20 protein-coding genes are annotated in these 21,902 nt (G+C 76.4%); 12 read left to right on the top strand and 8 right to left on the bottom strand.

Features of this window, described 5'->3' with window-relative positions; all coding sequences use genetic code 11:
* Window positions 1-178: 178 nt before the first annotated feature.
* Both ACFV8H_RS16610 and ACFV8H_RS16605 read left to right on the top strand, forming a co-directional pair.
* Window positions 179-1,072 (top strand): hypothetical protein, encoded by an 894-nt coding sequence (locus tag ACFV8H_RS16610; RefSeq protein ID WP_380400334.1) that lies wholly within the window; start codon window positions 179-181, stop codon window positions 1,070-1,072.
* Between the two features lie 8 nt (window positions 1,073-1,080).
* Window positions 1,081-2,154 carry a helix-turn-helix domain-containing protein gene (locus ACFV8H_RS16605; protein ID WP_380400332.1) on the top strand — a complete coding sequence of 358 codons (1,074 nt, stop codon included), beginning with the start codon at window positions 1,081-1,083 and terminating at the stop codon, window positions 2,152-2,154.
* Between the two features lie 86 nt (window positions 2,155-2,240).
* Here the strand turns inward: ACFV8H_RS16605 and ACFV8H_RS16600 are convergent, their stop codons facing one another.
* Both ACFV8H_RS16600 and ACFV8H_RS16595 read right to left on the bottom strand, forming a co-directional pair.
* Window positions 2,241-3,800: a DEAD/DEAH box helicase gene (locus tag ACFV8H_RS16600; RefSeq protein WP_380400330.1), complete on the bottom strand. Its 1,560-nt coding sequence runs from the start codon at window positions 3,798-3,800 to the stop codon at window positions 2,241-2,243.
* Window positions 3,801-4,074: 274 nt separating this feature from the next.
* Window positions 4,075-4,278 carry a cold-shock protein gene (locus tag ACFV8H_RS16595; RefSeq protein ID WP_045694210.1) on the bottom strand — a complete coding sequence of 68 codons (204 nt, stop codon included), beginning with the start codon at window positions 4,276-4,278 and terminating at the stop codon, window positions 4,075-4,077.
* Window positions 4,279-4,548: 270 nt separating this feature from the next.
* Between ACFV8H_RS16595 and ACFV8H_RS16590 the strand changes: the two genes are divergently transcribed.
* Window positions 4,549-4,776, top strand: a complete 228-nt coding sequence (locus tag ACFV8H_RS16590) for a hypothetical protein (RefSeq protein WP_380400328.1) — start codon at window positions 4,549-4,551, stop codon at window positions 4,774-4,776.
* 45 nt (window positions 4,777-4,821) lie between these two features.
* On the opposite strand, the gene ACFV8H_RS16585 is transcribed toward ACFV8H_RS16590, so the two are convergent.
* Window positions 4,822-5,232 carry a PPOX class F420-dependent oxidoreductase gene (locus ACFV8H_RS16585; RefSeq protein ID WP_380400326.1) on the bottom strand — a complete coding sequence of 137 codons (411 nt, stop codon included), beginning with the start codon at window positions 5,230-5,232 and terminating at the stop codon, window positions 4,822-4,824.
* A gap of 143 nt (window positions 5,233-5,375) precedes the next feature.
* Between ACFV8H_RS16585 and ACFV8H_RS16580 the strand changes: the two genes are divergently transcribed.
* Entirely contained in the window at window positions 5,376-6,455 is a 1,080-nt protein-coding gene (locus tag ACFV8H_RS16580) for an alpha/beta hydrolase (protein ID WP_380400324.1), read from the top strand.
* Window positions 6,456-6,526: 71 nt separating this feature from the next.
* Here the strand turns inward: ACFV8H_RS16580 and ACFV8H_RS16575 are convergent, their stop codons facing one another.
* Together ACFV8H_RS16575 and ACFV8H_RS16570 are read right to left on the bottom strand one after the other, a co-directional pair.
* Window positions 6,527-7,105 carry a helix-turn-helix domain-containing protein gene (locus tag ACFV8H_RS16575; RefSeq protein ID WP_380400322.1) on the bottom strand — a complete coding sequence of 193 codons (579 nt, stop codon included), beginning with the start codon at window positions 7,103-7,105 and terminating at the stop codon, window positions 6,527-6,529.
* Window positions 7,102-8,610: an MFS transporter gene (locus tag ACFV8H_RS16570; protein ID WP_380400320.1), complete on the bottom strand. Its 1,509-nt coding sequence runs from the start codon at window positions 8,608-8,610 to the stop codon at window positions 7,102-7,104. The genes ACFV8H_RS16575 and ACFV8H_RS16570 overlap by 4 nt, the downstream gene beginning before the upstream one ends.
* 238 nt (window positions 8,611-8,848) lie before the next feature.
* Between ACFV8H_RS16570 and ACFV8H_RS16565 the strand changes: the two genes are divergently transcribed.
* The 8 genes from ACFV8H_RS16565 (at window position 8,849) to ACFV8H_RS16530 (ending at window position 19,399) form a co-directional block, all read left to right on the top strand.
* Window positions 8,849-11,971, top strand: coding sequence for a BTAD domain-containing putative transcriptional regulator (locus ACFV8H_RS16565; protein ID WP_380400318.1), 3,123 nt, complete (start codon window positions 8,849-8,851; stop codon window positions 11,969-11,971).
* Between the two features lie 319 nt (window positions 11,972-12,290).
* Window positions 12,291-13,556 carry an MFS transporter gene (locus ACFV8H_RS16560; protein ID WP_380400316.1) on the top strand — a complete coding sequence of 422 codons (1,266 nt, stop codon included), beginning with the start codon at window positions 12,291-12,293 and terminating at the stop codon, window positions 13,554-13,556.
* A gap of 384 nt (window positions 13,557-13,940) precedes the next feature.
* Window positions 13,941-15,215 carry a molybdopterin-dependent oxidoreductase gene (locus tag ACFV8H_RS16555; protein WP_380400382.1) on the top strand — a complete coding sequence of 425 codons (1,275 nt, stop codon included), beginning with the start codon at window positions 13,941-13,943 and terminating at the stop codon, window positions 15,213-15,215.
* Window positions 15,212-15,712 (top strand): hypothetical protein, encoded by a 501-nt coding sequence (locus tag ACFV8H_RS16550; RefSeq protein WP_380400314.1) that lies wholly within the window; start codon window positions 15,212-15,214, stop codon window positions 15,710-15,712. Before ACFV8H_RS16555 ends, ACFV8H_RS16550 begins: the two co-directional genes overlap by 4 nt.
* Window positions 15,713-15,795: 83 nt before the next feature.
* Complete coding sequence (locus ACFV8H_RS16545) at window positions 15,796-16,644, top strand: S-methyl-5'-thioadenosine phosphorylase (RefSeq protein ID WP_380400380.1); 849 nt, start codon at window positions 15,796-15,798, stop codon at window positions 16,642-16,644.
* On the top strand, window positions 16,637-18,007 hold the full coding sequence (locus tag ACFV8H_RS16540; RefSeq protein WP_380400312.1) for a glycosyltransferase 87 family protein: 1,371 nt from the start codon (window positions 16,637-16,639) through the stop codon (window positions 18,005-18,007). Before ACFV8H_RS16545 ends, ACFV8H_RS16540 begins: the two co-directional genes overlap by 8 nt.
* A 53-nt stretch (window positions 18,008-18,060) precedes the next feature.
* Window positions 18,061-18,774 (top strand): molybdopterin-dependent oxidoreductase, encoded by a 714-nt coding sequence (locus ACFV8H_RS16535; protein WP_380400310.1) that lies wholly within the window; start codon window positions 18,061-18,063, stop codon window positions 18,772-18,774.
* Entirely contained in the window at window positions 18,758-19,399 is a 642-nt protein-coding gene (locus tag ACFV8H_RS16530) for a cytochrome b/b6 domain-containing protein (protein WP_380400308.1), read from the top strand. Before ACFV8H_RS16535 ends, ACFV8H_RS16530 begins: the two co-directional genes overlap by 17 nt.
* Window positions 19,400-19,405: 6 nt before the next feature.
* Here ACFV8H_RS16530 and ACFV8H_RS16525 read toward each other — a convergent pair whose 3' ends face one another.
* From ACFV8H_RS16525 to ACFV8H_RS16515, 3 genes are all read right to left on the bottom strand, one after another.
* A complete protein-coding gene (locus ACFV8H_RS16525) occupies window positions 19,406-20,590 on the bottom strand; it encodes a thioesterase domain-containing protein (RefSeq protein WP_380400306.1) in 1,185 nt (394 codons plus the stop codon).
* Between the two features lie 121 nt (window positions 20,591-20,711).
* Window positions 20,712-21,365, bottom strand: coding sequence for a methyltransferase domain-containing protein (locus ACFV8H_RS16520; protein WP_380400304.1), 654 nt, complete (start codon window positions 21,363-21,365; stop codon window positions 20,712-20,714).
* A complete protein-coding gene (locus tag ACFV8H_RS16515) occupies window positions 21,362-21,889 on the bottom strand; it encodes a DUF2064 domain-containing protein (protein ID WP_380400378.1) in 528 nt (175 codons plus the stop codon). The genes ACFV8H_RS16520 and ACFV8H_RS16515 overlap by 4 nt, the downstream gene beginning before the upstream one ends.
* Window positions 21,890-21,902 lie beyond the last annotated feature (13 nt).

The following is a 21,902-nucleotide window of genomic DNA, read 5'->3' as shown; positions in this document are numbered from 1 at the left end:
CCCGCCCCAGCCCACCCCCTCGCGCGCGGCGCGGGCGGGGAGGACGCCCGCGGCCCCCCCCCCCCCCCGCCCGCCGGGCGGGGGGGGGGGGGGGGGGGAGGTGCCCGGAGGTGGTCGGAGGGCTCGCCGTACCATGTCCGACCTGTGGGTTTCGTCGGGGCGTGGAGGGGACGGGCGGGTGGCCAGGGTCGAGTGGGCCGGTGGGCTGGGACGGCTGGTGGGAGCGGCGGCCGAGCTGGGGGAGGCGGGCCGGCAGGCGGTGCTGCGCGGCGGACGGTCCGCGGCGGGCGGGCGCTGGGCGCTGGCGGCCCTGGGCTCGGTGGCCCCGCCTCCGGTGCCGGCCACCGAGCCGTGGAAGCTCGCGCTGGGCACGCTGATCGGCCGTCACCCCCGGACGCCGGCCGTGGCGCACAAGCTGCTCGGGCTGCTCGACGGCTACGGCGCGGTGCACCTGGGGCCGGTGCGGGTCGGTTTCGACGGTGAGGAGGTCGAGTGGGACAAGGTCGTCGAGATCCGTACCCGCAACGCCTTCGAGGTGCTGACCACCAGCGCCCTGGAGCAGGACGTGGACCGGATCCGCGAGTTCCTCCCGCCGGTGCCCGGCCGCAAGTGGGCGGTCACCAAGGCGGGTGAGGCGCTGGCCACGGTCGTCCTCGCGGCGCTCGAACGCGGCTCGGTCGACCAGCGGCTGGACGAACTGACCGTTCCGGCCCAGATCGTCCACCGCGGCCTGCTCGGCCGGCCGCGCACCCTGGACGCGGGCTGCTTCGCCGCCGCCGCGCTGGTGATCGTCGGTCAGGCCGGGGAGAGCCTGATCGCGACCGCCCGGCAGCGGGGCATCCCGGTCCGGCCCGCCGAGGCCGTGACCGAGGCGGACCGGGCGGAGCACGTCGCGGTGCTGCGCGAGCGCACCGACGCCGTCGCCCGGCTGCTGGGCCGGATCGAGCAGGGCGACCCGGAGCAGCTCGAGCGCCCGGAGCAGCCGGGGGAGCTGCCCGCGGTCTCCCTGGCCAAGGCTCCCCCGGCCGCGGCCCCGGGCCTGTCCGATCCACAGCCCCGCCCGGCAGGATGATCCGACTGTTGGACGGTGTTGCGGCGACGGTGGGGGAGGAGCCCGAGGCGGCGGAAGCGACGGCAGTGACCGGGACGGTGTTCCGTGGCGAGGAGCTGCCCGCGAGCGAACGCTTCGACTGCTGGCGGGAGTTGCTGGAACGGACCCGGGCCTGCGAGGCGACCAGCGCCCACGCCGGCGACTTCCGGGCGGAGTTGCGGCGGGCCGAGCTGGGCGAGGTGGTCCTGCTTGGGACGTCCTTCCCGTCGGTGCGCTTCCGGCGGACGGAGCGCATGGTGCGCCGGGCCGACACGGGCGTCTACCACCTGTCGTTCCTCCAGCAGGGCACCATGGCGCTGACCCGCGGGGTCGGCCGGACGGAGACCCTCGGGCCGGGCTCCCTGCACCTGGTGGACAGCTCGCACCCGTACGACCTGCGGACCTTCGGCGGCCCGACCGACGGGGGCACCGTCCCCCGGCTCTCCGGGGTCGGCGTCGACTTCCCGGCCGAACTGCTGCCGCTGCCGCCGCACCGGCTGCGCGACCTGCTCGGCCGCGCCTTCTCGGCCCGGGAGGGCTCGGCGGCGCTGCTGTCGCAGTTCCTGGTCGGGCTGGACCGGCAGGCGACGGCGCTGCGGCCGGTCGAGGCGGCCCGGCTGGGGACGATCGTGGTCGACCTGGTCGCCGCCTGGGTCGCCGGGGAGCTGGAGGCCGAGGCCGCCGTCCCGGAGGAGACCCGGCACCGGGCTCTCGCCGAGGCGGTGCGCGCCTTCGTCCGGCGCAACCTCCAGGACCCCGACCTCACCCCCGCGACGATCGCCGCCGCCCACCACGTCTCCGTCAGCCACCTGCACCGGGTCTTCACCCGGGAGGCGCCGGACGGCGAGACCCTCGCCGCCTGGATCCGCGGCCAACGCCTGGACCGCGCCCGCCGCGACCTCGCCGACCCCGCCCAGCGGACCACCGCCGTCCAGGCCGTCGCGGCCCGCTGGGGCTTTCCCCGCGCCGACGATTTCAGCCGTGCCTTCCGGGCCGCGTACGGGGTCCCGCCCCGTGAGTACCGCTCCCGGGCGCTGGCCGAACGGGCGGCCGAGAGCGAGTGAGCCCGGCTGGGCCGGGTGCGGCCGCGGGCGGTCAGGTGCCGTCGGGCGGGCCGGGTGCGGTCGGACGGTCGGCGGGCCCGGTGGTGCTACTCGGAGCGAGCGGGCCGTCGGGGTGCCCGGTGGTGGTGGCCGGAGGAACCCTGGCCGTCACGGTCGGTGGCCGTCCGGCCGCCGCCACCGGTGCTCCGGCCGCCGCCGGTGCCGCGGGCGCTGCCGGAGCCGGGGGAAGGACGGCCGCGTCGGCCGTGACCCGCCGACGGGCCGCGGCGCGACCGCTCGACCACGGGGTCGGGCACGGTGACGGGCACGCCGCTGGGCACCCGGGCCCCGGTGATCCGGGCCAGGTCCTCGTCACCGGCGGTGACCTTGGTGGTGACGGGCGTGATCCCGGCGGTGCTCATCATCCGGACCGTCCCGCGGCGCTGCTTGGGCAGCACCAGCGTGACGACGGTGCCGGACTCCCCGGCCCGGGCCGTGCGCCCGCCCCGGTGCAGGTAGTCCTTGTGGTCGGTCGGCGGTTCCAGGTTGACGACGAGGTCGAGGCCGTCGATGTGGATGCCCCGGGCGGCGACGTTGGTCGCGATCAGCGCGGTCACCTGGCCGGTGCGGAACTGCTCCAGGGTGCGGGTGCGCTGCGCCTGGAGCTTGCCGCCGTGCAGGGCCGCGGCCCGCACCCCGGTCGCCAGCAGCTCCTCCACCAGCCGGTCCGCGCCGTGCTTGGTCTCGGTGAACATGATCACCCGGCCGTCGCGGGAGGCGATGTGGGCGATGGTGGCGCCCTTGTCGTAGTTCTGCACGTGCAGCACGTGGTGCTCCATGGTGCCGACCGCCCCCGCGGCCGGGTCGACCGAGTGGGTGACCGGGTCCGTCAGGAAGCGTCGCACCAGGCCGTCGACCCCGCGGTCCAGGGTCGCGGAGAACAGCATCGTCTGGCCGCCCCGGTCGATCTGGTCGAGGATCTCGGTGACCTGCGGCAGGAAGCCCATGTCGGCCATCTGGTCGGCCTCGTCGAGCACCGTGATGCCGATCTGGTCCAGCCGGCAGTCGCCGCGCAGGACGAGGTCCTTGAGCCGGCCGGGGGTGGCCACCACGATCTCCGCCCCCCGGTTCAGCATCCAGGCCTGGCGGCTGAGCGACGTCCCGCCGACCACGGTCGCCGTCCGCAGCCGCAGGGCGCGGGCGTACGGGGTGAGGGCCTCGGTGACCTGCTGGGCGAGCTCGCGGGTGGGGACCAGCACCAGGGCCAGCGGACAGCCCGGCTCGGCCCGGCGCCCGGTGGTGCGGGCGAGCGCGGCGAGGCCGTACGCGAGGGTCTTGCCGGAGCCGGTACGGCCCCGGCCGAGGACGTCGCGGCCGGCCAGCGAGTTGGGCAGCGTCGCGCCCTGGATCGGGAACGGCGTGGTGACGCCCTGGCGGGTCAGCGTCGACAGCAGCGGCTGCGGCAGGTCCAGCTCGGCGAAGGACTCGACCGCCGGCAGCGCCGGGGTGGCGCTCTCCGGAAGTGCGAACTCGCCCTGTCCGGCGGGGCTTTGGGGGGTGTTCCGGCCGACGGGGCGGTGGCCCCGGAAGGGCCGGCCGGCGGAGCGGGAACCGGTGGTGGGGCGGACGTCTGCGTCTCGGTAGGAGGAGCGACCGGAGCGGGTCATGCGGGAACCTTCCTCAGGGCGGCACGTCACGAGGAAGGCTCCGGTGGCGCGGGGCGCAGGGGAGACCGCAGGGAACGGGCCGGAAGTGTGACGGGCGGAGCGTGGACGGTCGGACCGTGCGGGGTACGTCACCGCAGTCGGCCCGCACCGCGGAGGGGCGGGCGCGCAGAACCTCGAACCGTGGGCGTTCGCGGCGGGGAACGCCGAGGGGCCCGCACCGGGCATGTGCGCGGTGCGGGCCCCTCACCACCAGGCGAGTGCCGTGGCGGGTGAACTACAGCGGGCGAATGTTCTCGGCCTGCGGGCCCTTCTGGCCCTGCGTCACGTCGAACTCGACCTTCTGGCCCTCAAGCAGCTCACGGAAGCCATTGGCGTTGATGTTCGAGTAGTGGGCGAAGACGTCCGGGCCGCCACCCTCCTGCTCGATGAAGCCGAAGCCCTTCTCCGAGTTGAACCACTTCACAGTGCCATTAGCCATTAAAAGTCTCCTTCAAGGGACTGTCCGAGAGCACGCACGGTGCGTGCTTCGAGTCACCGCATGAAGTGCCCACCGGGGAAGAGCCGGGGAACGAAAAATGCGCCTGCAAGATCAGCAGGCGCACACAAAGTTCATGGGAACCACTACTGCAACTAACGTCGACTGTAGCAGGCCGCTGCCCCCGATGGCGGTACTTTTCGGGACGACGTCGAAATCGTGACGTCGAAATGGGCCCGAACCCGTGCTGCCGCGGCGCATACTGAATGACAAATGACGAATTTTTCAGCAGGTCGCCGCCCCCTGCCCACCAGCCCCTTCAAGCCCCGGACCGAGGCGCCGCGCAAGCACTTCGCCGTCGGGGACCGGGTCACCCACGACGGGTTCGGCCTCGGCCGGGTCATCGCCGTCGAGGGTGACGGAGACATCGCGGTGCTCGTCGACTTCGGATCGCGCCAGGAGCGCATCACCCAGCCGTACACCGCGATGTTCCGGCTCTGACCCCGGCACTCCGCCCCCGACGACGGTGCCGCCGGGCCCGTCCGGTCACCCGACGTCGCGGGCGGCGCTGCCGAGCGCCTCCAGGTTCCAGGTGATGATCCGACGGGGGTGCACCCGGACGACGTCCTTGCTGAACCGGTCGGGCGCCACCGGTGGGACGTCCACGACCAGTACCTCCGCCCGGCCCCTGATCTCGATGCCGCGCCCCCAGCCGGCGGTGACCGGGTGGTCGGCCGGAGCCATGTCGTCCACCAGCACGGACACCTCGGGACGCGCCTGGGCGTTGCGGTACTTCCGGCTGCGGGCCATCCCGGGCCCGCCGATGTCGATGGTGCCGTCCTCGTTGAGCCGGAAGCCCACCGGGCGGACCTGCGGGCTGCCGTCGGGGCCGATGGTGGCCAGGCGGGCCAGCAGCTGGGTGGAGAGGTACGCGCGCTCCGTCGTGGTGAAGATCATGCGATCGACCCTAGGAGCTGGAGCGCCCTTGAGGTCAAGACCCCCGAAGGCCCGGGTCCGCCGGGCCCCCGGCCGCGGCCCGCTGCCGGCCCGGTCGTAGCCTGAGCGGCGCAAGCCCGCATCTCAACTTTCAGGGGGAAAGCATGCGTTGGCGTACCTTGGCGACCGCCGCCCTGCTCGCCGCGGTCACCGCGACGGGTCTGGGCGCGCCCGCCGCGAGCGCGGCCGGGCCGGGGGAGCCGGGAGGGCTCGTCCCCGCCGCCGACCGCGAGGTCACCTTCACCGCGGACGGCACCACGGCCTACGGCACCCTGCACGTCCCCGCCCACCGGGCCGGACAGCGGCTGCCCGCCGCGCTGCTGCTGCCCGGCAGCGGCCCGACCGACCGCAACGGCGACGAGCCGCCCGCGCTCACCCCGGGCACCCTGGCCGCCGTCGCCGGCACCCTGGGCACGGACGGGGTGATGACCCTGCGCTTCGACAAGTACTTCACCGGTCGCACCGGCGCCGGCGCCTACCAGGGCGACCCCGGCCGGCTCGACCTGCCCGCCTTCACCCGCCAGGCGGCCGCGGCCTACACCACCCTGCGGGACCAGCCGGAGGCCGACCGGCGCGCGCTCCTGGTGGTCGGCCACAGCGAGGGCGGGCTCCAGGCGCTGCTGGTCGCCCGTACGGTCCGGCCCGCGCCGGCCGGCCTGGCGCTGCTGGCCCCGCAGGACGAGCGGCTGCTGGACCTGCTGACCGCCCAGCTCGGCGACCAGCTCGACCAGGCGGTCGCGGCCGGGCAGCTCACCGAGGAGGTCGCGCGAGCGAACAAGGCGGGGGTGGCCGCCGCCGTCGCCGACTTCCGGGCGGGCCGGCCCACCGACACCGGTGCCCTGCTGCCGCCGCTGGCCGGGCTGCTGAACGCGCTGTTCGGCCCGAACAACGCCCGTTTCGTCCGCAGCGACGACGCGGTCTACCCGCCGGACGCCGCCCGGGCGGTGCGCCCCGGCACCAGGGTGACCGTCACCTGCGGCACCGCCGACACCAACGTGCCCTGCGCGACCGTACCGCCGCTGCTCGGCGCCCTGGGCCGGGCGCACACCACCGGCCCGGGCCTGCGCACCCTGGACGGCGTGGACCACTTCCTCCACCCGGCGGGCACGCCGGTGAACGACCACGCGCTGGCCCCGGCGCTGGAGGCCGCGCTGCACGAGTTCGCCCGCCCCTGGAAGCGCTGAGCCCTGTCCGGCCGCTCGGAGGCGCCGGCCGTTCCGAGCGGCCCCGCAGGGGGGTCCCCGCGTGGGCGGGGTCAGCTCGGGCGGCTGGCGGCCAGCAGGTCGCGCAGGAGCGGCAGCAGCTCCTCCGGGTCGGCCGCCGCGAGTTCGCTGAACGCCCCGCTGGAGCGGGCCAGCACGATGCCGGCGAAGGCGGCCGCGGCGAGCTCGGCCCGCAGTTGCGGCCGGTCCACCCCCTCGGCGGTGAAGCGCTCGCGCAGCGGGTCCACCATCCGCCCGTACAGGTAGGCGCGGGAGGCCTGCTGCACCTCGGTGTTGTCGCCGGGCTGCACCGCGGCCTGGAAGGACGGGCCGGGGCCGCGCTGGGTGAGCCGTACCAGCAGGGTGCGCAGCCGTTCCTCCTCCAGCAGGTCGGCCGGGGGCTCGTTGCCGAGTTCGAGCTGGACGGTGGCCAGGTAGAGCTGGGTCTTGCCGCCGAAGTAGCGGGCGATCAACGCCGGGTCGACACCGGCCCGTTCGCCGATCTCCCGGGTGGTGGTGCGGTCGTAGCCGCGTTCGGCGAAGAGCTCCAGGGCGGCCTGGATCAGCAGTTCGCGGCTGCGGGCGGCGTCCCGGCGGCGCGGGGGCGCGGGCCCGTCGGACGGCGCGGTCACCGTTCGGTCCCCGCCCGCAGCACGGGTACCTCGCCCTCGCCGGCCACGGCGTCGGCGATGCTCTCTTCCACCATCAGCTCCTCGTCCACTCGCACCCCGTTCCGGGCGGCGGCCGCGGCACTGACCCGCGGCAGGACGATCGTAGTCAGACCGATCACCACCCAGACCGCACAGCCGATCAGCGCGGCGTCCCGGTAGCCGCTGTCGGCGGGCAGCAGCTGCCCGGGCGCGGTGTGGGCCTGGAGCACGGCGCCGCACAGGGCGCTGCCGGTGGAGTACCCGATGGTGCGCAGCAGTTGGTTGAAGCTGACCGCGCTGCCGACCTCCTGGGCGGGCACGGCGGCGACGATCAGACCCGGCATCACGGCGAAGGTGCAGCCCACCCCGAGCCCGGCGATCCCCATCACCACCAGGTGCTCCCACAGGTGGTCGCGGGCGAAGAGGAAGGCCAGCATCGAGACGAGCGAGACGGCGCAGCCGATCGGCAGGACGAGGGCGGAGGAGGTGCGCCGGGTGAGGACGGGCACCATCTTGCTGGACAGCAGGCTGACTGCGGAGAAGGGCAGCAGGACCAGCCCGGCCACCACGACGGAGGCGCCCAGGCCGTAGCCGGTGCCGGTCGGGGTCTGGACGTAGCGGATCACCAGGGAGATCAGCAGGTACATCCCGACGCCCGCGACCAGGCCGGCCACGTCGGCGCTCAGCACCACGGGGTTGCGCAGGCTGCGCAGGTCGACCAGCGGGTGGGCGGTGCGCAGCTCGTGCCGGACCCAGGCGGCGAGCAGCAGCACCGACAGCGCGGCCACCGTCCACAGCCGGCCGGAGGCCCAGCCCCAGCTCTCGCCCTCGCTGAGCACCAGCAGCAGTCCGACCAGGGCGAGGCTGAGCAGGACGGTGCCGGGCACGTCGAGCGGCCGTCGTTCGCGGTGCTTCGCCGCGGGCAGCACCAGGACGGCGAGCAGCAGGGCGAGGCCGCTGATCACGGCGCCGAACCAGAAGCCCGCGTGGATGCCGAAGGACTGGGCGATCAGCCCGGTGATCGGGTAGCCCAGGCCGACGCCCGCCACGGTGGTGATGGACAGCAGCGCGACCGCCGAGCGGGAGGCCGCGGCGGGCAGGGCGTCCCGGGCGGTGGCGATGGCCAGCGGGGTGAGGCCGACGCCGACGCCCTGGAGCGCGCGGCCGGCGATCAACCACCAGAAGCCGAGCGGCAGCGCGGCCAGCACGCTGCCGAGCACGACCACGGCGGCGGCCGCCAGGGTGACGGTACGGCGGTCCGGCCCGTCGCCGAGGCGGCCGAGCACCGGGGTGGCGATCGCGCCGACCAGCATGGTGATGGTCAGCGACCACTGGGCCTCGGCGAGCGAGACGTGGTCGACGGCGGCGATGGTCGGGATCATCGGGGCGCCGAGGCTGCTGATCACCGCCACCACGGCGCTGAGGAACACCAGGACGGGCACCAGGGCCCGCTCACGTCGCGTCGACAGGCCCGTCTGGGTCTCCATGGACGCGCCCTCCCTTGTCATAGATCGAGTGTTCGGACCGGGGGGCGGGACGCCGCCCCGGGTACCCCGGGGCACGGCTTGCCGAGGGATGTCACCAACCGATGTCATCAGCTGATGTCTTCACATGATGACATGCTCGGAAGGGGTGACGGGAGAGGGGTCCGGGCCGGGCGGCGGAATACTTCTCCCGTCCGGTGTATTGGTCCGGACCAAACGGGGTCGGACCAGGGGGGATGCCATGTCGCAGCGGACGTCGGCCACGCGCCTCGGGGGAGGGGAGTCGGCAATCGACCCGTACCCGCTCGGCCCGGACCCGCTCGGCCCGCGCCTCCAGACGCTCCGTGCCAGGGCCGGGCTCAACCAGGACACCGCCGCCGCCCTGGCCGGGATCAGCACCAGGGCGCTGCGCGACATCGAACGCGGCCGGGTCCACCGCCCCCAGCCGCGCACCCTCCGGCGGCTCGCCGAAGCCCTCGGCCTGACCGGCGACGAGCAGGCCGAGCTGCTGGCCGCCGCCCCCGCCGGGCCCCCGTCCGCCGCCGACCGGCCGGTCCTGCTGATCCTCGGGCCGCTCGCCCTCCGGCGCGGCCGCGCCGCCGTCCCGGTCACCAGCCCGATGCTGCGCCGCCTGCTCGGCCTGCTGGCGCTCAAGCACCCCGGACCCGCCACCCAGCAGGAGATCACCGACACCCTCTGGCCGGCCGGACCGCCGCCCTCCCAGCAGAGCCTGGTCCACACCTACGTCAGCCAGGCCCGCCACCTGCTGGAACCCGGCGGCCCGCGCACCGGCGCACCGCCCGCCGTCCTGCGCACCCCCACCGGCTACCGGCTGGCGGAGTCCCGGATCCGGACCGACCTCGGCCACTTCGACGAACTGCTGCACCGGGCCGGGCAGTCGACCGACACCCCCGACCGGGAGGCCGGGTACGAGGCGCTGACCCGGGCCCTGCGGAGCTGGCGCGGCCCCGTGCTCGCGGACGCCGACCCGGTGCTGCGCCGGCACCCGGCCGCCGTGGCAGCCGGGGAACGCCGGATCGACGCGGCCCTGCGGCACGCCGACGCGGCGCTGCTGCTGCACCGGCCGGCGGAGGCCCTGCCCGGCCTCCGGGACCTGGCGCACGCCGAGCCGCTGCACGAGGGCCTGCACGCCCGGCTGATCCTCGCCCTGGCCGGCCACGGCGAACAGGCCGCCGCGCTCGGGGTGTTCCAGCGCCTGCGCGGGCGGCTCGACGAGGAGCTCGGCATCGAGCCGGGAGCGGAGGTACGGGAGGCCCACCTGCGGGTGCTGCGCGGGCACCTGCCCCCGGCCCGGCACCCCGACCGCGCGCCGACATCCGCACGCCCACCGCGCCCGGAGCCCCCGGCGCGCCCCCTGGCCGCGCCGCCCGCCGGACCGGTCCCCGCCCAGCTGCCCGCCGGATCCGGCCCGCACGTCGGACGGCGCCGCCAGCTGGCGGACCTGGACGCCCTGCTCGCCCCCGACCCGGCCCGGCGCGCCCGGGTGGTGGCCGTGGTCGGCGGGCCCGGGACCGGCAAGACCGCCCTCGCCACCCACTGGTCCCACGAGCGGCGCGCCCACTTCCCGGACGGGCAGCTCTTCGCCGACCTGCGCGGCCACTCCCCGCTCCCCGCCCTGTGCCCCGGCGAGGTCCTCGCCCGCTTCCTGCGCGCCCTCGGCACCCCGCCCGAGCGGCTGCCCGCGGACGAGCACGAGGCCGCCGCCCTCTACCGCACCCTGCTCGCCGACCGGCGGATGCTGATCCTGCTGGACGACGCCCGTGACGCCGAACAGGTCCGCCCGCTCATCCCGGGTGCCCACGGCTGCGCGGTGGTGCTCACCAGCCGCAGCCGGCTCGCCGGACTGGTCGCCGGTGACGGCGCCCGCCGCACCGCCCTGGACGCGCTCGACCCGGACGAGGGCCGCCGCCTGCTCGGCGGCATCGTCGGCGACTGCCGGGTCGCCGCCGAGCCCGAGGCGGCGGACCGGCTGGTACGGCTGTGCGACGGCCTGCCGCTGGCGATCCGGATCGCGGGCGCCAACGTGGTCGCCCGCGGCGTCACCCTCGCCGAGCACTGCGCCGAACTGGCCGACGACGACCCGCTCACCCGGCTGGCCGTCCCCGGGGACCGCCGCTCGACCGTACGGGCCGCCTTCGAATTCTCCTACCGCGCGCTCCCCGCCGAGGCCCGGCGGCTGTTCCGGCTGCTCGGCCGGACACCCGGGCCGGACCTCACCGTGGACGAGGCCGCGGCCCTCGCGGGCACCACCCCGGTCGAGGCGGCCGCCCTGCTGGCCTGCCTGGCCGACGCCCACCTGACCCGGGAACGGACGGTCGGCCGCTACGGGCTGCACGGGCTGCTGCGCGCCTACGCCCGCGAACTGGCCGGCGCCTGCGAACCGGCCGGCGCGCAGGACCGGGCGGCAGCCTGCTCGCCCCGGGCCGCCCGCGGCCGACCGGGCGACCGGCCCGGCCACCGGTCGTCGTCCCCGGACCGGTGCGGAGACGGCCCGACCGGGAGCATCGACACGCGGACCACCCTCGGCCTGGTCTCCTGGAAGCGCGGGCGGCTGCACGAGGCCGCCGAGCACTTCGCCCAGGTGGCCCGCCAGCACCGCACGCTCGACTCGGCCGGCGCGGAGGCGATCGCCCACACCAACCTGGGCATCGTCCACCGGGCGCTCGGCAGGCCCGGGGAGGCGATCCGGGCGCTCGGCGAGACCCTGCCGGTCCACCTGCGGCACGGCAACCGGTTCAGCGAGTCGGTCGCGCTGAACTGCCTCTCCGGCGCCTACACCGACCTGGGCGACCACACCACCGGGCGGCTGCTCGCCCACACCGCGCTCGCCGCCGGGCGGGCGCTGGGCGACCGGGCCCTGGAGGCCAACGCCCTGCTGGCCCTCGGCGCCGCCCAGGAGCGCGCGGGCGATCCGGCCGGCGCCGCCGACAGCTACCGGGAGGCCCGGCTCCTGGCCGAGTCCGCCGACGACCGCTTCCCGCTGGTCGCCGCCCTGGTCGGGCTGGCCGCCGTCCAGGCCGCGCCGGAGCCGCGGGCCGCGCTGCGCACCGCCGAACACGCCGTCACGCTGGCCCGCGAGGCGGGGTTCCGGATGCTCGAAGGCTGCGCGCTGACCGCCCTGGCGGGTGTCCGGGTCCGGCTGGGCGAGTCCCGGAGGGCGCTGGAGCTCGGCCGGGACGCGCTCGCCGTGCACCGTGACACCGGGCACCGGCCGGGTGAGGCGCGCAGCCAACTCGCCCTCGGGCTAGCCCAGTCGGCGCTCGGCGCGCCGGGCGAGGCGATCGGGCACTGGCGGGAGGCGCTGCGGCTGGCCCGGTCGATGGGCGCGGCCCGGCTCCGCTGACACCACCGCCCGGCCATCCCGGTCCCCGGCCGCAGGCGGAGTTCCCCCGGCAGTTCCCCGGTTCTGCCGGTTCCCTGCGGCCGGGTACCGCGAGCCCGGAAGAACCGCAGGTCGGCGCGGGCGAGTCGAGCAGGGGGCGCGGCCGCGAGGCCTCTGGCCCGGCTCCAGGGGCGCGAACAGCCGGGCTCCGTACGGTGGTCGCACCGCGAGGCCCGCCCCCGAGAGCGCCCGAGGCGGCCCGCCGGGGGAGCGCGTCGCGCCGCGCGCCGTGCTCGCCGCGCACCCGAACCACCCCACACCAGCGAAGAGTTGATGAGTGATGGAAGAACTCCTGACCGACCCGCGGGCCGCGACGGCGGTGCCCGAGGCGGTGCCCCGGGCCGACGAACCGGCGATCTGGTCCCGCAACTTCCGGTACTACTTCACCGCCCGCAGCGCCGGGCTGCTCAGCTGGGCGATGCTGCCGGTCGCCGTCTCGGCCGGCCTGCTCAGCGGCGGCCACGGTCTGGACACGGCGGGGTACGCGATGGCCTTCCTGGTGGGCCCGTTCGCCGGGCTGGTGCTGTTCGGCGGGGTGCTCGCCGACCGGTTCACCGCCCGCCGGATGATGATCGCCGCTGACCTCGCCAACCTCGCCGCCCACGTGCTGCTCGCCCTGCTGTTCCTGCACGGCATCGACCGGCTCTGGCAGCTGTACGCGCTGCTGGCGGTGGCCGGCACCGCCAACGCGATGTTCCAGCCGGGCGCCTCCTCGACCGTCCCGCTGGTCTCCCGTGACGTCCAGGGCGCCAACGGGGTGCTGCGCACCTCCGAGGCGCTCACCGGGCTGGGCGGCCCGGCGCTGGCCGGGGCGATGGTCGGGCTGGGGGCCACCGGCTGGGTGATGGCGCTCTCCGCCGTCGCCTACGGGACCAGCGCGGTCTGCCTGTTCACCCTGCGGCTCGGCTCGGTGCCCGCCCCGCCGGCCGACCGGGGCCTGTGGCGCAACCTGGTGGTCGGCTGGCAGGAGTTCCGGGCCCGCAGCTGGCTCTGGGGCGTGATCGTGATCTGGATGTTCTTCGCCGTGCTCTCCTGGGGGCCGCAACTGTCGGTGGCCGCCGGGGTGGTCGTGCCGGAGTACGGCGCGACCGCCTTCGGTCTGCTCAACTGCGCGCTGGGCGCGGGCACCGTGGCCGGCGGCCTGCTGGCGATCCGCTGGAAGCCCGCCCGGCCGCTGGCCGCCGGGGCGGTCGCGATCCTGACCTACCCGCTGTACCCGCTCGGCATCGTGCTCGGCTGGCCGCTCTGGCTGCTCGCCGCCGCCCAGGTCGCGGTCGGTGCCGGGGTCGGCGTCTGGGGCGTCATGTGGGCGACCAGCGTGCAGACCCAGGTGCCGGGCGAGGTGCTCAACCGGGTGCACGCCTACGAGGTGGCGGGCTCGGTCGGGATGTACCCGATCGGCAGCGCGCTGGCCGGCCCGGCCGTCCGGGCCTTCGGCACCGACCGGGTGCTGGTGGTGGGCGTCGTGGTCGCCGTGCTCACCGCGCTCGCCCTGCTGGCCACCCGCCCGGTCCGGACCCTGGGCCGGGCGCCGGCCCGGGCCTGAGCAGCTGTGAACCGGCCCCGGGCCAGGGCCGTCCGGGTGATAGCCCGGTCGGGTCCCGGGCGGCTTCACCGGGAGCGCTCCGTCCGGGTGGTTGGCTGTCCGGTGGGCTGCGGCCGACCGGTCGTCGACGGCCGAACGGAGCGTCGGCGCACGCCCGTTCCCTTCCCGGTGGCAGGCGGCCGACGAGCGGCGCCCCGCGGCTCCCCGGGCGACTGGAGGTGGTCGGTGGACACGGCGCGCAACGGTGACGAACCACCGGGGAAGCGGCCCCGACGGCCCGCCGCCGCGCTGGGCGCCCTCGCCCGGGCCGTCGGACGCGGCGGCGCCGTGGTCACCGCCCGGCTGTCCGGCGCGGCGGCGGCACTCGTCGGGCGGCTCGGCCGGTTGCCCGCGCCGCCCGGACCGTTCCGGCCCCGGTTCTGGCGCAGCCCGATCCGCGGGCCGTGGCTGACCTCGGTGTTCGGGCTGGTGCTGCTGCTCGGGATCCCGGTGCTCTTCGTGACCGGCGCCCTCTCGTACGCCGCCTACAACCCCGACCTCGACCCGCTCAACGACCAGACGCCGGACAAGGGCGTGCTCGGCTTCTACCTGTTCGACTGGCCCACCAGCCCGTCCTGGCTGTACCGGCTCACCCAGGGCGTGCACGTGACCCTCGGCGTGGTCCTGGTGCCGGTCCTGCTGGCCAAGTTGTGGTCGGTGATCCCCAAGCTGTTCGAGTGGCCGCCGGTGCGCAGCGCGGCCCACGCGCTGGAGCGGCTGTCGCTGCTGATGCTGGTCGGCGGCGCCGTCTTCGAGTTCGCCACCGGCATCCTCAACATCCAGCTCCACTACGTCTTCCCGGGGTCCTTCTACACCCTGCACTTCTACGGCGCGTGGGTGTTCATCGCCGCGTTCACCGTCCACGTCGCGCTCCGGCTGGGCCGGATGGTCCGCGCCCTGCGGTCCCGCTCGCTGCTGGTGGTGTTGCGCACCGGCCGGACCAGCACCCGGCCCGAACCCCCGGACACCGACGGGCTGGTGGCGCCCGAGCCCGCCCCGCCGACGATCGCCCGCCGCGGGGCGCTCGCGCTGGTCGGGGCAGGGTCCCTGGCGCTGCTGGTGGTGACCGCGGGGCAGAGCATCGGCGGCCGGCTGCGGGGCACCGCCCTGCTGGCGCCGCACAACCGGGACCGGGACTCCGGTCCGAACGGCTTCCAGGTCAACAAGACCGCGGCCGCCGTGGGCGTCACGGCCGCGCTGGTCGGGCCGGACTGGCGGCTGGAGCTCCACGGCAGCGGGCCCGTCCGGGTGTTCACCCGGGAGCAGCTGCTCGCCCTGCCGCAGCGCTCGGCCCGGCTGCCGATCGCCTGCGTGGAGGGCTGGTCCACCGAGGACCAGCAGTGGAGCGGACTGCCGCTCGCCGACCTCGCCGCCCTGGCCGGACTGCCCGACGCCGCGAACGTCCTGGTGGAGTCGGTCCAGCCGCCCGGCCCGTACACCTCCGTGGTGCTGCGGGGCAACCAGATCCGCGACCCCCGCTCGCTGCTCGCCCTGCGCGTCAACGGCGCCGAGCTCTCGCTCGACCACGGCTACCCCGCACGGATCATCGTCCCGGCCAACCCCGGTGTGAACAACACCAAATGGGTCGGCCGCCTGACCTTCCGGACGGGGCGGGCATGACCGGGCCGAGGAGCCGCCGGGCGGCCTTCACCCGCTGGTACGGCGCCGGACCGCTGCACCTGCTGGCGCTGCTCGCCTCCCTCGCCCTGACCGGCTACGCCGTCGAGCGGCTGGTGACGGTCCGGCCGCTCGCGGTGGCGGTCTGGTTCGTCGGCGCCGCCGTCGCCCACGACCTGATCCTGCTCCCGCTGTACTCGCTCGCCGACCTCTCGGCCCGGTCCGTGCTGCGCCACCGCGCCGCGCCGGCGCCGACCGTCGGCTGGATCAACTTCCTGAGAGTCCCGGCGTTCGTCTCCGGCCTGCTGCTGCTCGTCTGGTTCCCGCTGATCCTCGACCTCTCCGCGCCCTACCCGGGCGCCACCGGGCTCTCGGAGGGCGTCTACCTCGGCCGCTGGCTCGCCGTCACCGCCGCCCTGTTCGGGGTCTCCGCCCTCGCCCTGGCCGTCACGCTGCGCCGCGCCCGGCGACGGGGCGCCCGCGACGTTCGGGAACCGTAAGGACGCGCTTCGCCCGGTCCGCCCCTATCCGTTCCTACAGTGGTCGGGACCGGACCCCCGAGGAGAGGTTGACCAACGTGACGGTGCATCAGGAGAGTTCCCGGGCCGAGCTGGGCGTGATCGGCGGTTCGGGGCTGTACGCGCTGCTGGACGAGGTGGCGGAGGTGCGGGTGGAGACGCCGTACGGTCCGCCCAGCGACGCGGTGTTCGTGGGGGAGGTGGCCGGGCGCCGGGTGGCGTTCCTGCCCCGGCACGGGCGGGGTCACGGGGTGCCGCCCCATCGGATCAACTACCGGGCCAACCTGTGGGCGCTGCGCTCGCTGGGGGTGCGGCAGGTGCTGGGGCCGTGTGCGGTGGGCGGGTTGCGGGCGGAGTTCGGCCCGGGGGTGCTGGTGGTGCCGGACCAGTTCGTGGACCGGACCTCGGGGCGGGTGCAGACCTACTACGACGGGCTGCCGCTGCCGGACGGGTCGGTGCCGGGGGTGGTGCACGTGTCGATGGCGGATCCGTACTGTCCGGCGGGGCGGGCCGCGGTGCTGGGGGCGGCGCGTTCGGTGGCCTGGGAGCCGGTGGACGGCGGGACGCTGGTGGTGATCGAGGGGCCGCGGTTCTCCACCCGGGCGGAGTCGCGCTGGTTCGCGGCCAACGGCTGGTCGGTGGTCGGGATGACCGGGCACCCCGAGGCCGTACTCGCGCGTGAACTCGGGCTCTGCTACAGCTCGTTGGCGCTGGTCACCGACCACGACGCGGGTGTGGAGGCCGGGGAGGGCGTCACCCACGCGGAGGTGCTGGAGGTCTTCGCCGGGAACGTCGACCGGCTGCGCACCCTCCTGTTCAAGGCCCTGGAGGCCCTGCCCGCCGAGCGGGACTGCCCCTGCCCGCACGCCCTGGACGGCCTGACCACCGGCCTGCCCGGTGTCCCCGGTGACTGACCGCCCGGCGCTCACCCGGATCCTGCCCTGCGCCGCCGCCCTCGCCGCCCTGGTCGCCGCCCTCGCGGGGACCGTGACCGGCGGCGGCACGCTCGCCGACCGGGCGCCGCTGCACGACTGGTACGCCCTGGACGCCGCCCTCTTCGCCCTCGCCCTGCTCCTGCTGCGGCGGGTGGAGGAGCGCCGGGTGGCGCCGATCGTGCTGGCCGGGAGCGTCCTGGTCGCCGCCGTGGGGCTGCTCGCGCCGCCGCGCACCAGCGACGACGCCTACCGCTACGTGTGGGACGGGCGGGTCCAGGCCGCCGGGATCTCCCCGTACGCCCACGCCCCGGACGACCCGGCGCTGCTCCGGCTGCGCGACCCCGGCCTGTTCCCCGTCGGCGGCGGCTGCACGGCCTGGGACGAGCACCGCACCGCCGCCGGGGACTGCACCCGGATCAACCGGCCCGCCGTGCACACCATCTACCCGCCGGTCGCCGAGGCCTGGTTCCTCGCCGAGCACCCCTTCGGCGGCGGGGTGCGCGGCGTGCAGGTCGGCGGCGCCCTGCTGGCGGTCGCCACCACCGCCCTGCTGGCCCGGCGCGGCCGGCGGGCCGCGCTCTGGGGCTGGTGCCCGGGCGTGACGGTGTGGGCCGTCAACGACGCCCACGTCGACACCCTCGGCGCGCTGCTCATGGTGGCCGGGCTCGGCTGCGCGGCCCGCCACCGGGCCGGGCCCGCCGGCGCCCTGCTCGGAGCGGCGGTGGCGACCAAACTGCTGCCCGCGCTCGCCCTGCCCGGGGCGTTCTCGGGCCTGCTCGCCCGGCGGCCCGCCAAGCGCGACCTGGTCCTGACCGCCGCGGCCCTCGGCACCTTCGCCGCGGTCTACCTCCCGTACGTCGCGGCCTCCGGCCTCGGCGTCCTGGGCTACCTGCCCGGCTACCTCCGGGAGGAGGGCTACGAGCAGGGCCACCTGGAGCGCTTCGGCCTGGTGCGGGCGCTGCTCCCGGACCGCTGGGCGCCGTGGGCGGCCGCCCTGGTGCTGGCCGCGGTGGTGCTGTGGGTGCTGCGCCGGGGCGACCCGTACCGCCCCTGGCGGGGCGCGCTGCTGGTGACCGGGACGGCCCTGCTGCTGGTCGCGCCCAGCTACCCCTGGTACGGGCTGCTGGTGGTGGCCCTGGTCGGGCTGGACGGGCGGTGGGAGTGGCTGGCCGTCCCGGCCGCCGGGCAGGTGCTCTACCTGGTGGGCGGCGAGGACGCCCAGCGCACCGCCTACGGCGCCGCGCTGGCCTGCGTGCTGGCCGTCCCGGCGCTGCGCGCCCTGGTTGGGGCCCTGTCGCTCCGGCTGGTGCGCGGGGGCGGGCCGGAGATGACGAAAGTCTGACGGGACGCCCCCGCCACTGGCCCCGGACCGCCCCGACCTGGTCGAATCGTCGCGTGGACAGTACAGACGAAGAGGACCGGGGCACCCCGGTCGGGCGCCGGGTGGTGCTCGGGCTGCTCGGCCTCGGGGCGCTCGGCGTGGCCGCCGGGCCGTTCCTCCAGCGGGTGGAGTCCGGGCTGGCGGAGCGCGACCCGAGCGGCCTGTCCGGGCTGCTGCCCGGCAACAACGGCTTCCGCTACTACTCGGTGGTGACCTCCGTCCCCGAGCGGACCGCCGCCGACTACACCCTCACCGTGGGCGGCCTGGTCGAGCGCCCCGCCACCCACCGGCTCGCCGACCTCCAGGCCATGCCGCAGCGGCGGCTGGTCAAGGACGTCCAGTGCGTCACCGGCTGGCGGGTGCCGGACACCCCGTTCGAAGGGGTGCCGCTGGCCCACCTGCTGGACGCCGCCGGGGTCCGGCCGGGCGCGAAGGCGGTGCGCTTCGACTGCTTCGACGGCGCGTACAGCGAGAGCCTCACCCTCGAACAGGCCCGGCGCGACGACGTACTGGTCGCGCTGCGCCTGGAGGACAAGCCGATCAGCCACGACCACGGCGGGCCGGTGCGGCTGTACGTCGCGCCGATGTACTTCTACAAGTCCGCGAAATGGCTCTTCGGGATCACCGTCACGGACTCCGTCCAGCCGGGGTACTGGGAGGGCAACGGGTACGACGTCGACGCCTGGGTCGGCCGGTCGAACGGGCGGGACGATGCACCGACGAGCTGAACTGGTCCTGCGCTTCACCCGGGCCGAGCGCTGGGTGCACCGCACCACCGCCGCGCTGATGGGCGTCTGCCTGGCCACGGCCGCCTGCCTCTACCTCGGGCCGCTGGCCGTGCTGGTCGGCAACCGGCCGCTGGTGGTCACCGTGCACGTCTGGTGCGGCCTGGCCCTGCCGGTGCCGCTGCTGCTCGGACTCGCCTCCCGGGCGCTGCGCGCCGACTTCTCCCGGCTGAGCCGCTTCACCCCGGCCGACCGCCAGTGGCTGCGCGCCGCCCGCGCCCGGGCCGGGAGGCGCCCGGCCGGCAAGTTCAACGCCGGGCAGAAGCTGTACGCCCAGTGGACGCTCGGCTCGATGCTGGTGATCCTCGGCACCGGCCTGCTGATGTGGCTCACCCACCTCGCCCCGCCGGCCTGGCGCACCGGCGCGACCTTCGTGCACGACTGGCTGGCCGCCGCCATCGCCGTGGTGATCGCCGGGCACGTCCGGATGGCCTGGCGGGACCGCGAGTCACGCCTCGGGATGCGCACCGGCCTGGTCGAGCGCGCCTGGGCCGAGCGCGAACACCCGCAGTGGCGGCCCGCCCGCCCGGAGCCGGTGCGGACGGCTGCCGGGGAACGGCAGGAGTAGCCCACCTCACCGCCGGGCCGGGCGCCGCCCCGGTCGGGGCGGGGGCAGCAGCAGTCCCCACACGTCGCGTTCGGCCGTCGCCGACCAGACCATGTCGCCGTGGCCGTAGTCCGGCACCACCAGGTAGTCGACCTCGGCGCCGCCCCGGTCGATCAGGCGGGCGCCGAGGTCGTGGTCGCCGCGGCCGAACTCGGCGTTCAGCCAGACCACTTCGGCCCGGATCGCCGCCCAGTCGAGCAGCTCGGGTTCGGCCCGGCCGGACCAGAGCGCCGCCAGGTCGCGCAGCAGCGCGGTCGGCTGGAGGCCGCTGCCGAGCCGGGCGACCGCCTCTTGCCAGACCGGGAGCGGGGAGTGGGCCAGGGTGAAGCGGTCCTCGGTGGGGGCCGCGCCGAAGGTGTAGCCGCCGGTGCTGTGGCCGCGGTGGTGGATCCAGTTGGTCGGGCCGGGCAGGTCCCGGGTGCGGATGAGCGCGTAGTGCAGCAGCCCGAGGTTGCTGAACGGCGCCGCGCCGTCCACCGGCCGGGGCAGCCCGCTCGGGGCGTCCGGGGCGGCGGCCGCGCGGGCGAACAGGCCCTTGAGCCCGGGGTCGACGGTCCACTCGCCCGCCGCCAGCCGCTGTTCGAGCAGCTCGTGCAACTCCTCGGCGCGGTGCAGCAGTTCCGGCTCCCGCTCCCGGTCGTACGGGCCGGTGGTGTCGAGCACCAGCACCCGCTGCGGGCCCTCGCCGCCGAGCCGGGCGGCGGCGGTCAGGGCGAGCGCGGCCCCGGCCGAGTGGCCGAGCAGCTCGTACGGCAGGCCGGTGACGGAGCAGGCGGCGGTGACGACCCGTTCGAGGTCGGCCAGCTGCCCGTCCAGGCCCCAGTCGGCGCACCGGGGGCCGATCCGCTCGGGGGTCAGCGCGTCCTCGCGCGGGGTGGTGCCGAGCACCAGGCAGCCGTGGTCGGCGAGGAAGCGGGCGAGGCTGCGGCCCTGGGCGGTGCAGTAGTTGGTGGCGACGTTGAGGCCGCCGCCCGGCAGCAGGTGGGCCACCCGGTCCGCCGTGCGCGGGTCGCCCAGGGCGTCGACGGTGAACCGGTCGCCGGACGGTCCGACCGGCACGGTGAGCCGGTGGTGGTCGCGGTCGATCCGTACCACCGCCGGGTCGTCGCACCCGAGTGCCGCCGCCAACGCCCCGACGATGTCGCTGCCCACCGCTGCCCCCTCCCGTGCCCGGCCGCCCGGTACGCCGGACGGTGCGCACCAGTGTGACGCATGGTCCGGACGGGCTTGCCGGTCGGCCGGTCGGTCGGTCGGCCGGGGGCTCCCGGGCGGCTCAGCCCTTGCGCAGGGCGAGGAAGCGGCGCCCGTGCGAGGTCCAGCGCTCCGCCTCCGCCAGGCCCGCGGCGCGGGAGCGCCGCAGGGCGGCGGCCGTGCCGAGCCGGGCCCAGGGGAAGGCCGGGCCGAGCCGCCCGTCCGGCCCCTCCACCCGGACGACGGCCCGCTCGTCCACCTCCTCCGGCTCCACCTCCACCAGCAACAGCCCGTCCGGGGCGAGGAGTTCGGCGCTCCGGCGGAGCAGTGCGTCCGGGTCCCCGCCGATGCCCAGATTGCCGTCGGCGAGCAGGGCGGCGCCCCAGCGGCCCTCGGCGGGCAGCCGGTCGAACACCGAGCGGCAGAGCGCGGCGCCGCCGAGGCCCACCGTGCGGGCCACCGCCGCCCTGGTCACGTCCACGCCGAGCGCGGGCACCCCGAGGGCGAGCAACTCCGCGACCAGCCGGCCGGGGCCGCAGCCGAGGTCCAGGACGGGCGCGGCGAGCCGGGCGCAGCGCCGCAGCAGGCTGTGGTCGGCGCCGGCCGCCGGGGCGCACCAGCGCTCGATGTCCAGGTGCAGCCGCCGGCCGTCCTCGCGGCGCAGCCAGAGCGGGCCGAAGCCGGTGCGGACGGCCTCGGCGAAGGGGTCGTCCACCCAGGGCGCGGCGAGGCTCAACCCGCCACCTCCGGAACGGGGTCGAGGGCGCGCAGCCGGGCGGCGAAGCGGCTGTGCGGGGCCTGGTCGGCGACCAGCCGGGCGTCCTCGACGGTGTCCACGTCGGTCAGCCCGGGAAGCCGGTGGACGGTCAGTCCCGCCTGCGCCAGGCGGTGCAGCAGGGCGGCGCCGGTGCCGGGGGTGGACATCGGCACGCCGTGCAGCAGCCGGGCCGCCAGCCGCTCGCTCGGCCGGGCCAGGCCAAGGGCCCAGAACCCGCCGTCGGCCGCCGGGCCGTACCAGGCGTCCAGGCCCGGCCGCCGGGCGGCGGACAGCGGCTCGGCCAGTGCGGCCGGGTCCAGCTGCGGGGTGTCCATGCCGACCAGCAGGGCCGGGGCGTCCGGGGCCAGCCGGGCGGCGTGGGCGAAGGCGGCGGCCAGCCGGCGGTCCAGGCCGCCGGCGCACTGGGGGACGACCTCCCAGCCCGGCGGCAGCCAGCCGCCCGGCTCGCCGTCCAGGACCAGCAGTCGCCGCCCGGCGGGCATCGCGGCCAGGGCG

The organism is Kitasatospora sp. NPDC059827 (assembly GCF_042731675.1).
Lineage (GTDB): Bacteria > Actinomycetota > Actinomycetes > Streptomycetales > Streptomycetaceae > Kitasatospora.
Note: the sequence above shows the minus strand (reverse complement) of the source record. Positions and strands in the feature narration are given on the sequence as shown.

What these genes read in the sequence shown, in the direction of transcription:
- ACFV8H_RS16515 (WP_380400378.1), bottom strand. Translation starts at nt 21,889, where the DNA reads ATGCCCGCCGGGCGGCGACTGCTGGTCCTGGACGGCGAGCCGGGCGGC.
- ACFV8H_RS16600 (WP_380400330.1), bottom strand. Translation starts at nt 3,800, where the DNA reads ATGACCCGCTCCGGTCGCTCCTCCTACCGAGACGCAGACGTCCGCCCC.
- ACFV8H_RS16590 (WP_380400328.1), top strand. Translation starts at nt 4,549, where the DNA reads ATGACGAATTTTTCAGCAGGTCGCCGCCCCCTGCCCACCAGCCCCTTC.
- ACFV8H_RS16550 (WP_380400314.1), top strand. Translation starts at nt 15,212, where the DNA reads ATGACCGGGCCGAGGAGCCGCCGGGCGGCCTTCACCCGCTGGTACGGC.
- ACFV8H_RS16570 (WP_380400320.1), bottom strand. Translation starts at nt 8,610, where the DNA reads ATGGAGACCCAGACGGGCCTGTCGACGCGACGTGAGCGGGCCCTGGTG.
- ACFV8H_RS16595 (WP_045694210.1), bottom strand. Translation starts at nt 4,278, where the DNA reads ATGGCTAATGGCACTGTGAAGTGGTTCAACTCGGAGAAGGGCTTCGGC.
- ACFV8H_RS16560 (WP_380400316.1), top strand. Translation starts at nt 12,291, where the DNA reads ATGGAAGAACTCCTGACCGACCCGCGGGCCGCGACGGCGGTGCCCGAG.
- ACFV8H_RS16580 (WP_380400324.1), top strand. Translation starts at nt 5,376, where the DNA reads ATGCGTTGGCGTACCTTGGCGACCGCCGCCCTGCTCGCCGCGGTCACC.
- ACFV8H_RS16530 (WP_380400308.1), top strand. Translation starts at nt 18,758, where the DNA reads ATGCACCGACGAGCTGAACTGGTCCTGCGCTTCACCCGGGCCGAGCGC.
- ACFV8H_RS16565 (WP_380400318.1), top strand. Translation starts at nt 8,849, where the DNA reads ATGTCGCAGCGGACGTCGGCCACGCGCCTCGGGGGAGGGGAGTCGGCA.
- ACFV8H_RS16585 (WP_380400326.1), bottom strand. Translation starts at nt 5,232, where the DNA reads ATGATCTTCACCACGACGGAGCGCGCGTACCTCTCCACCCAGCTGCTG.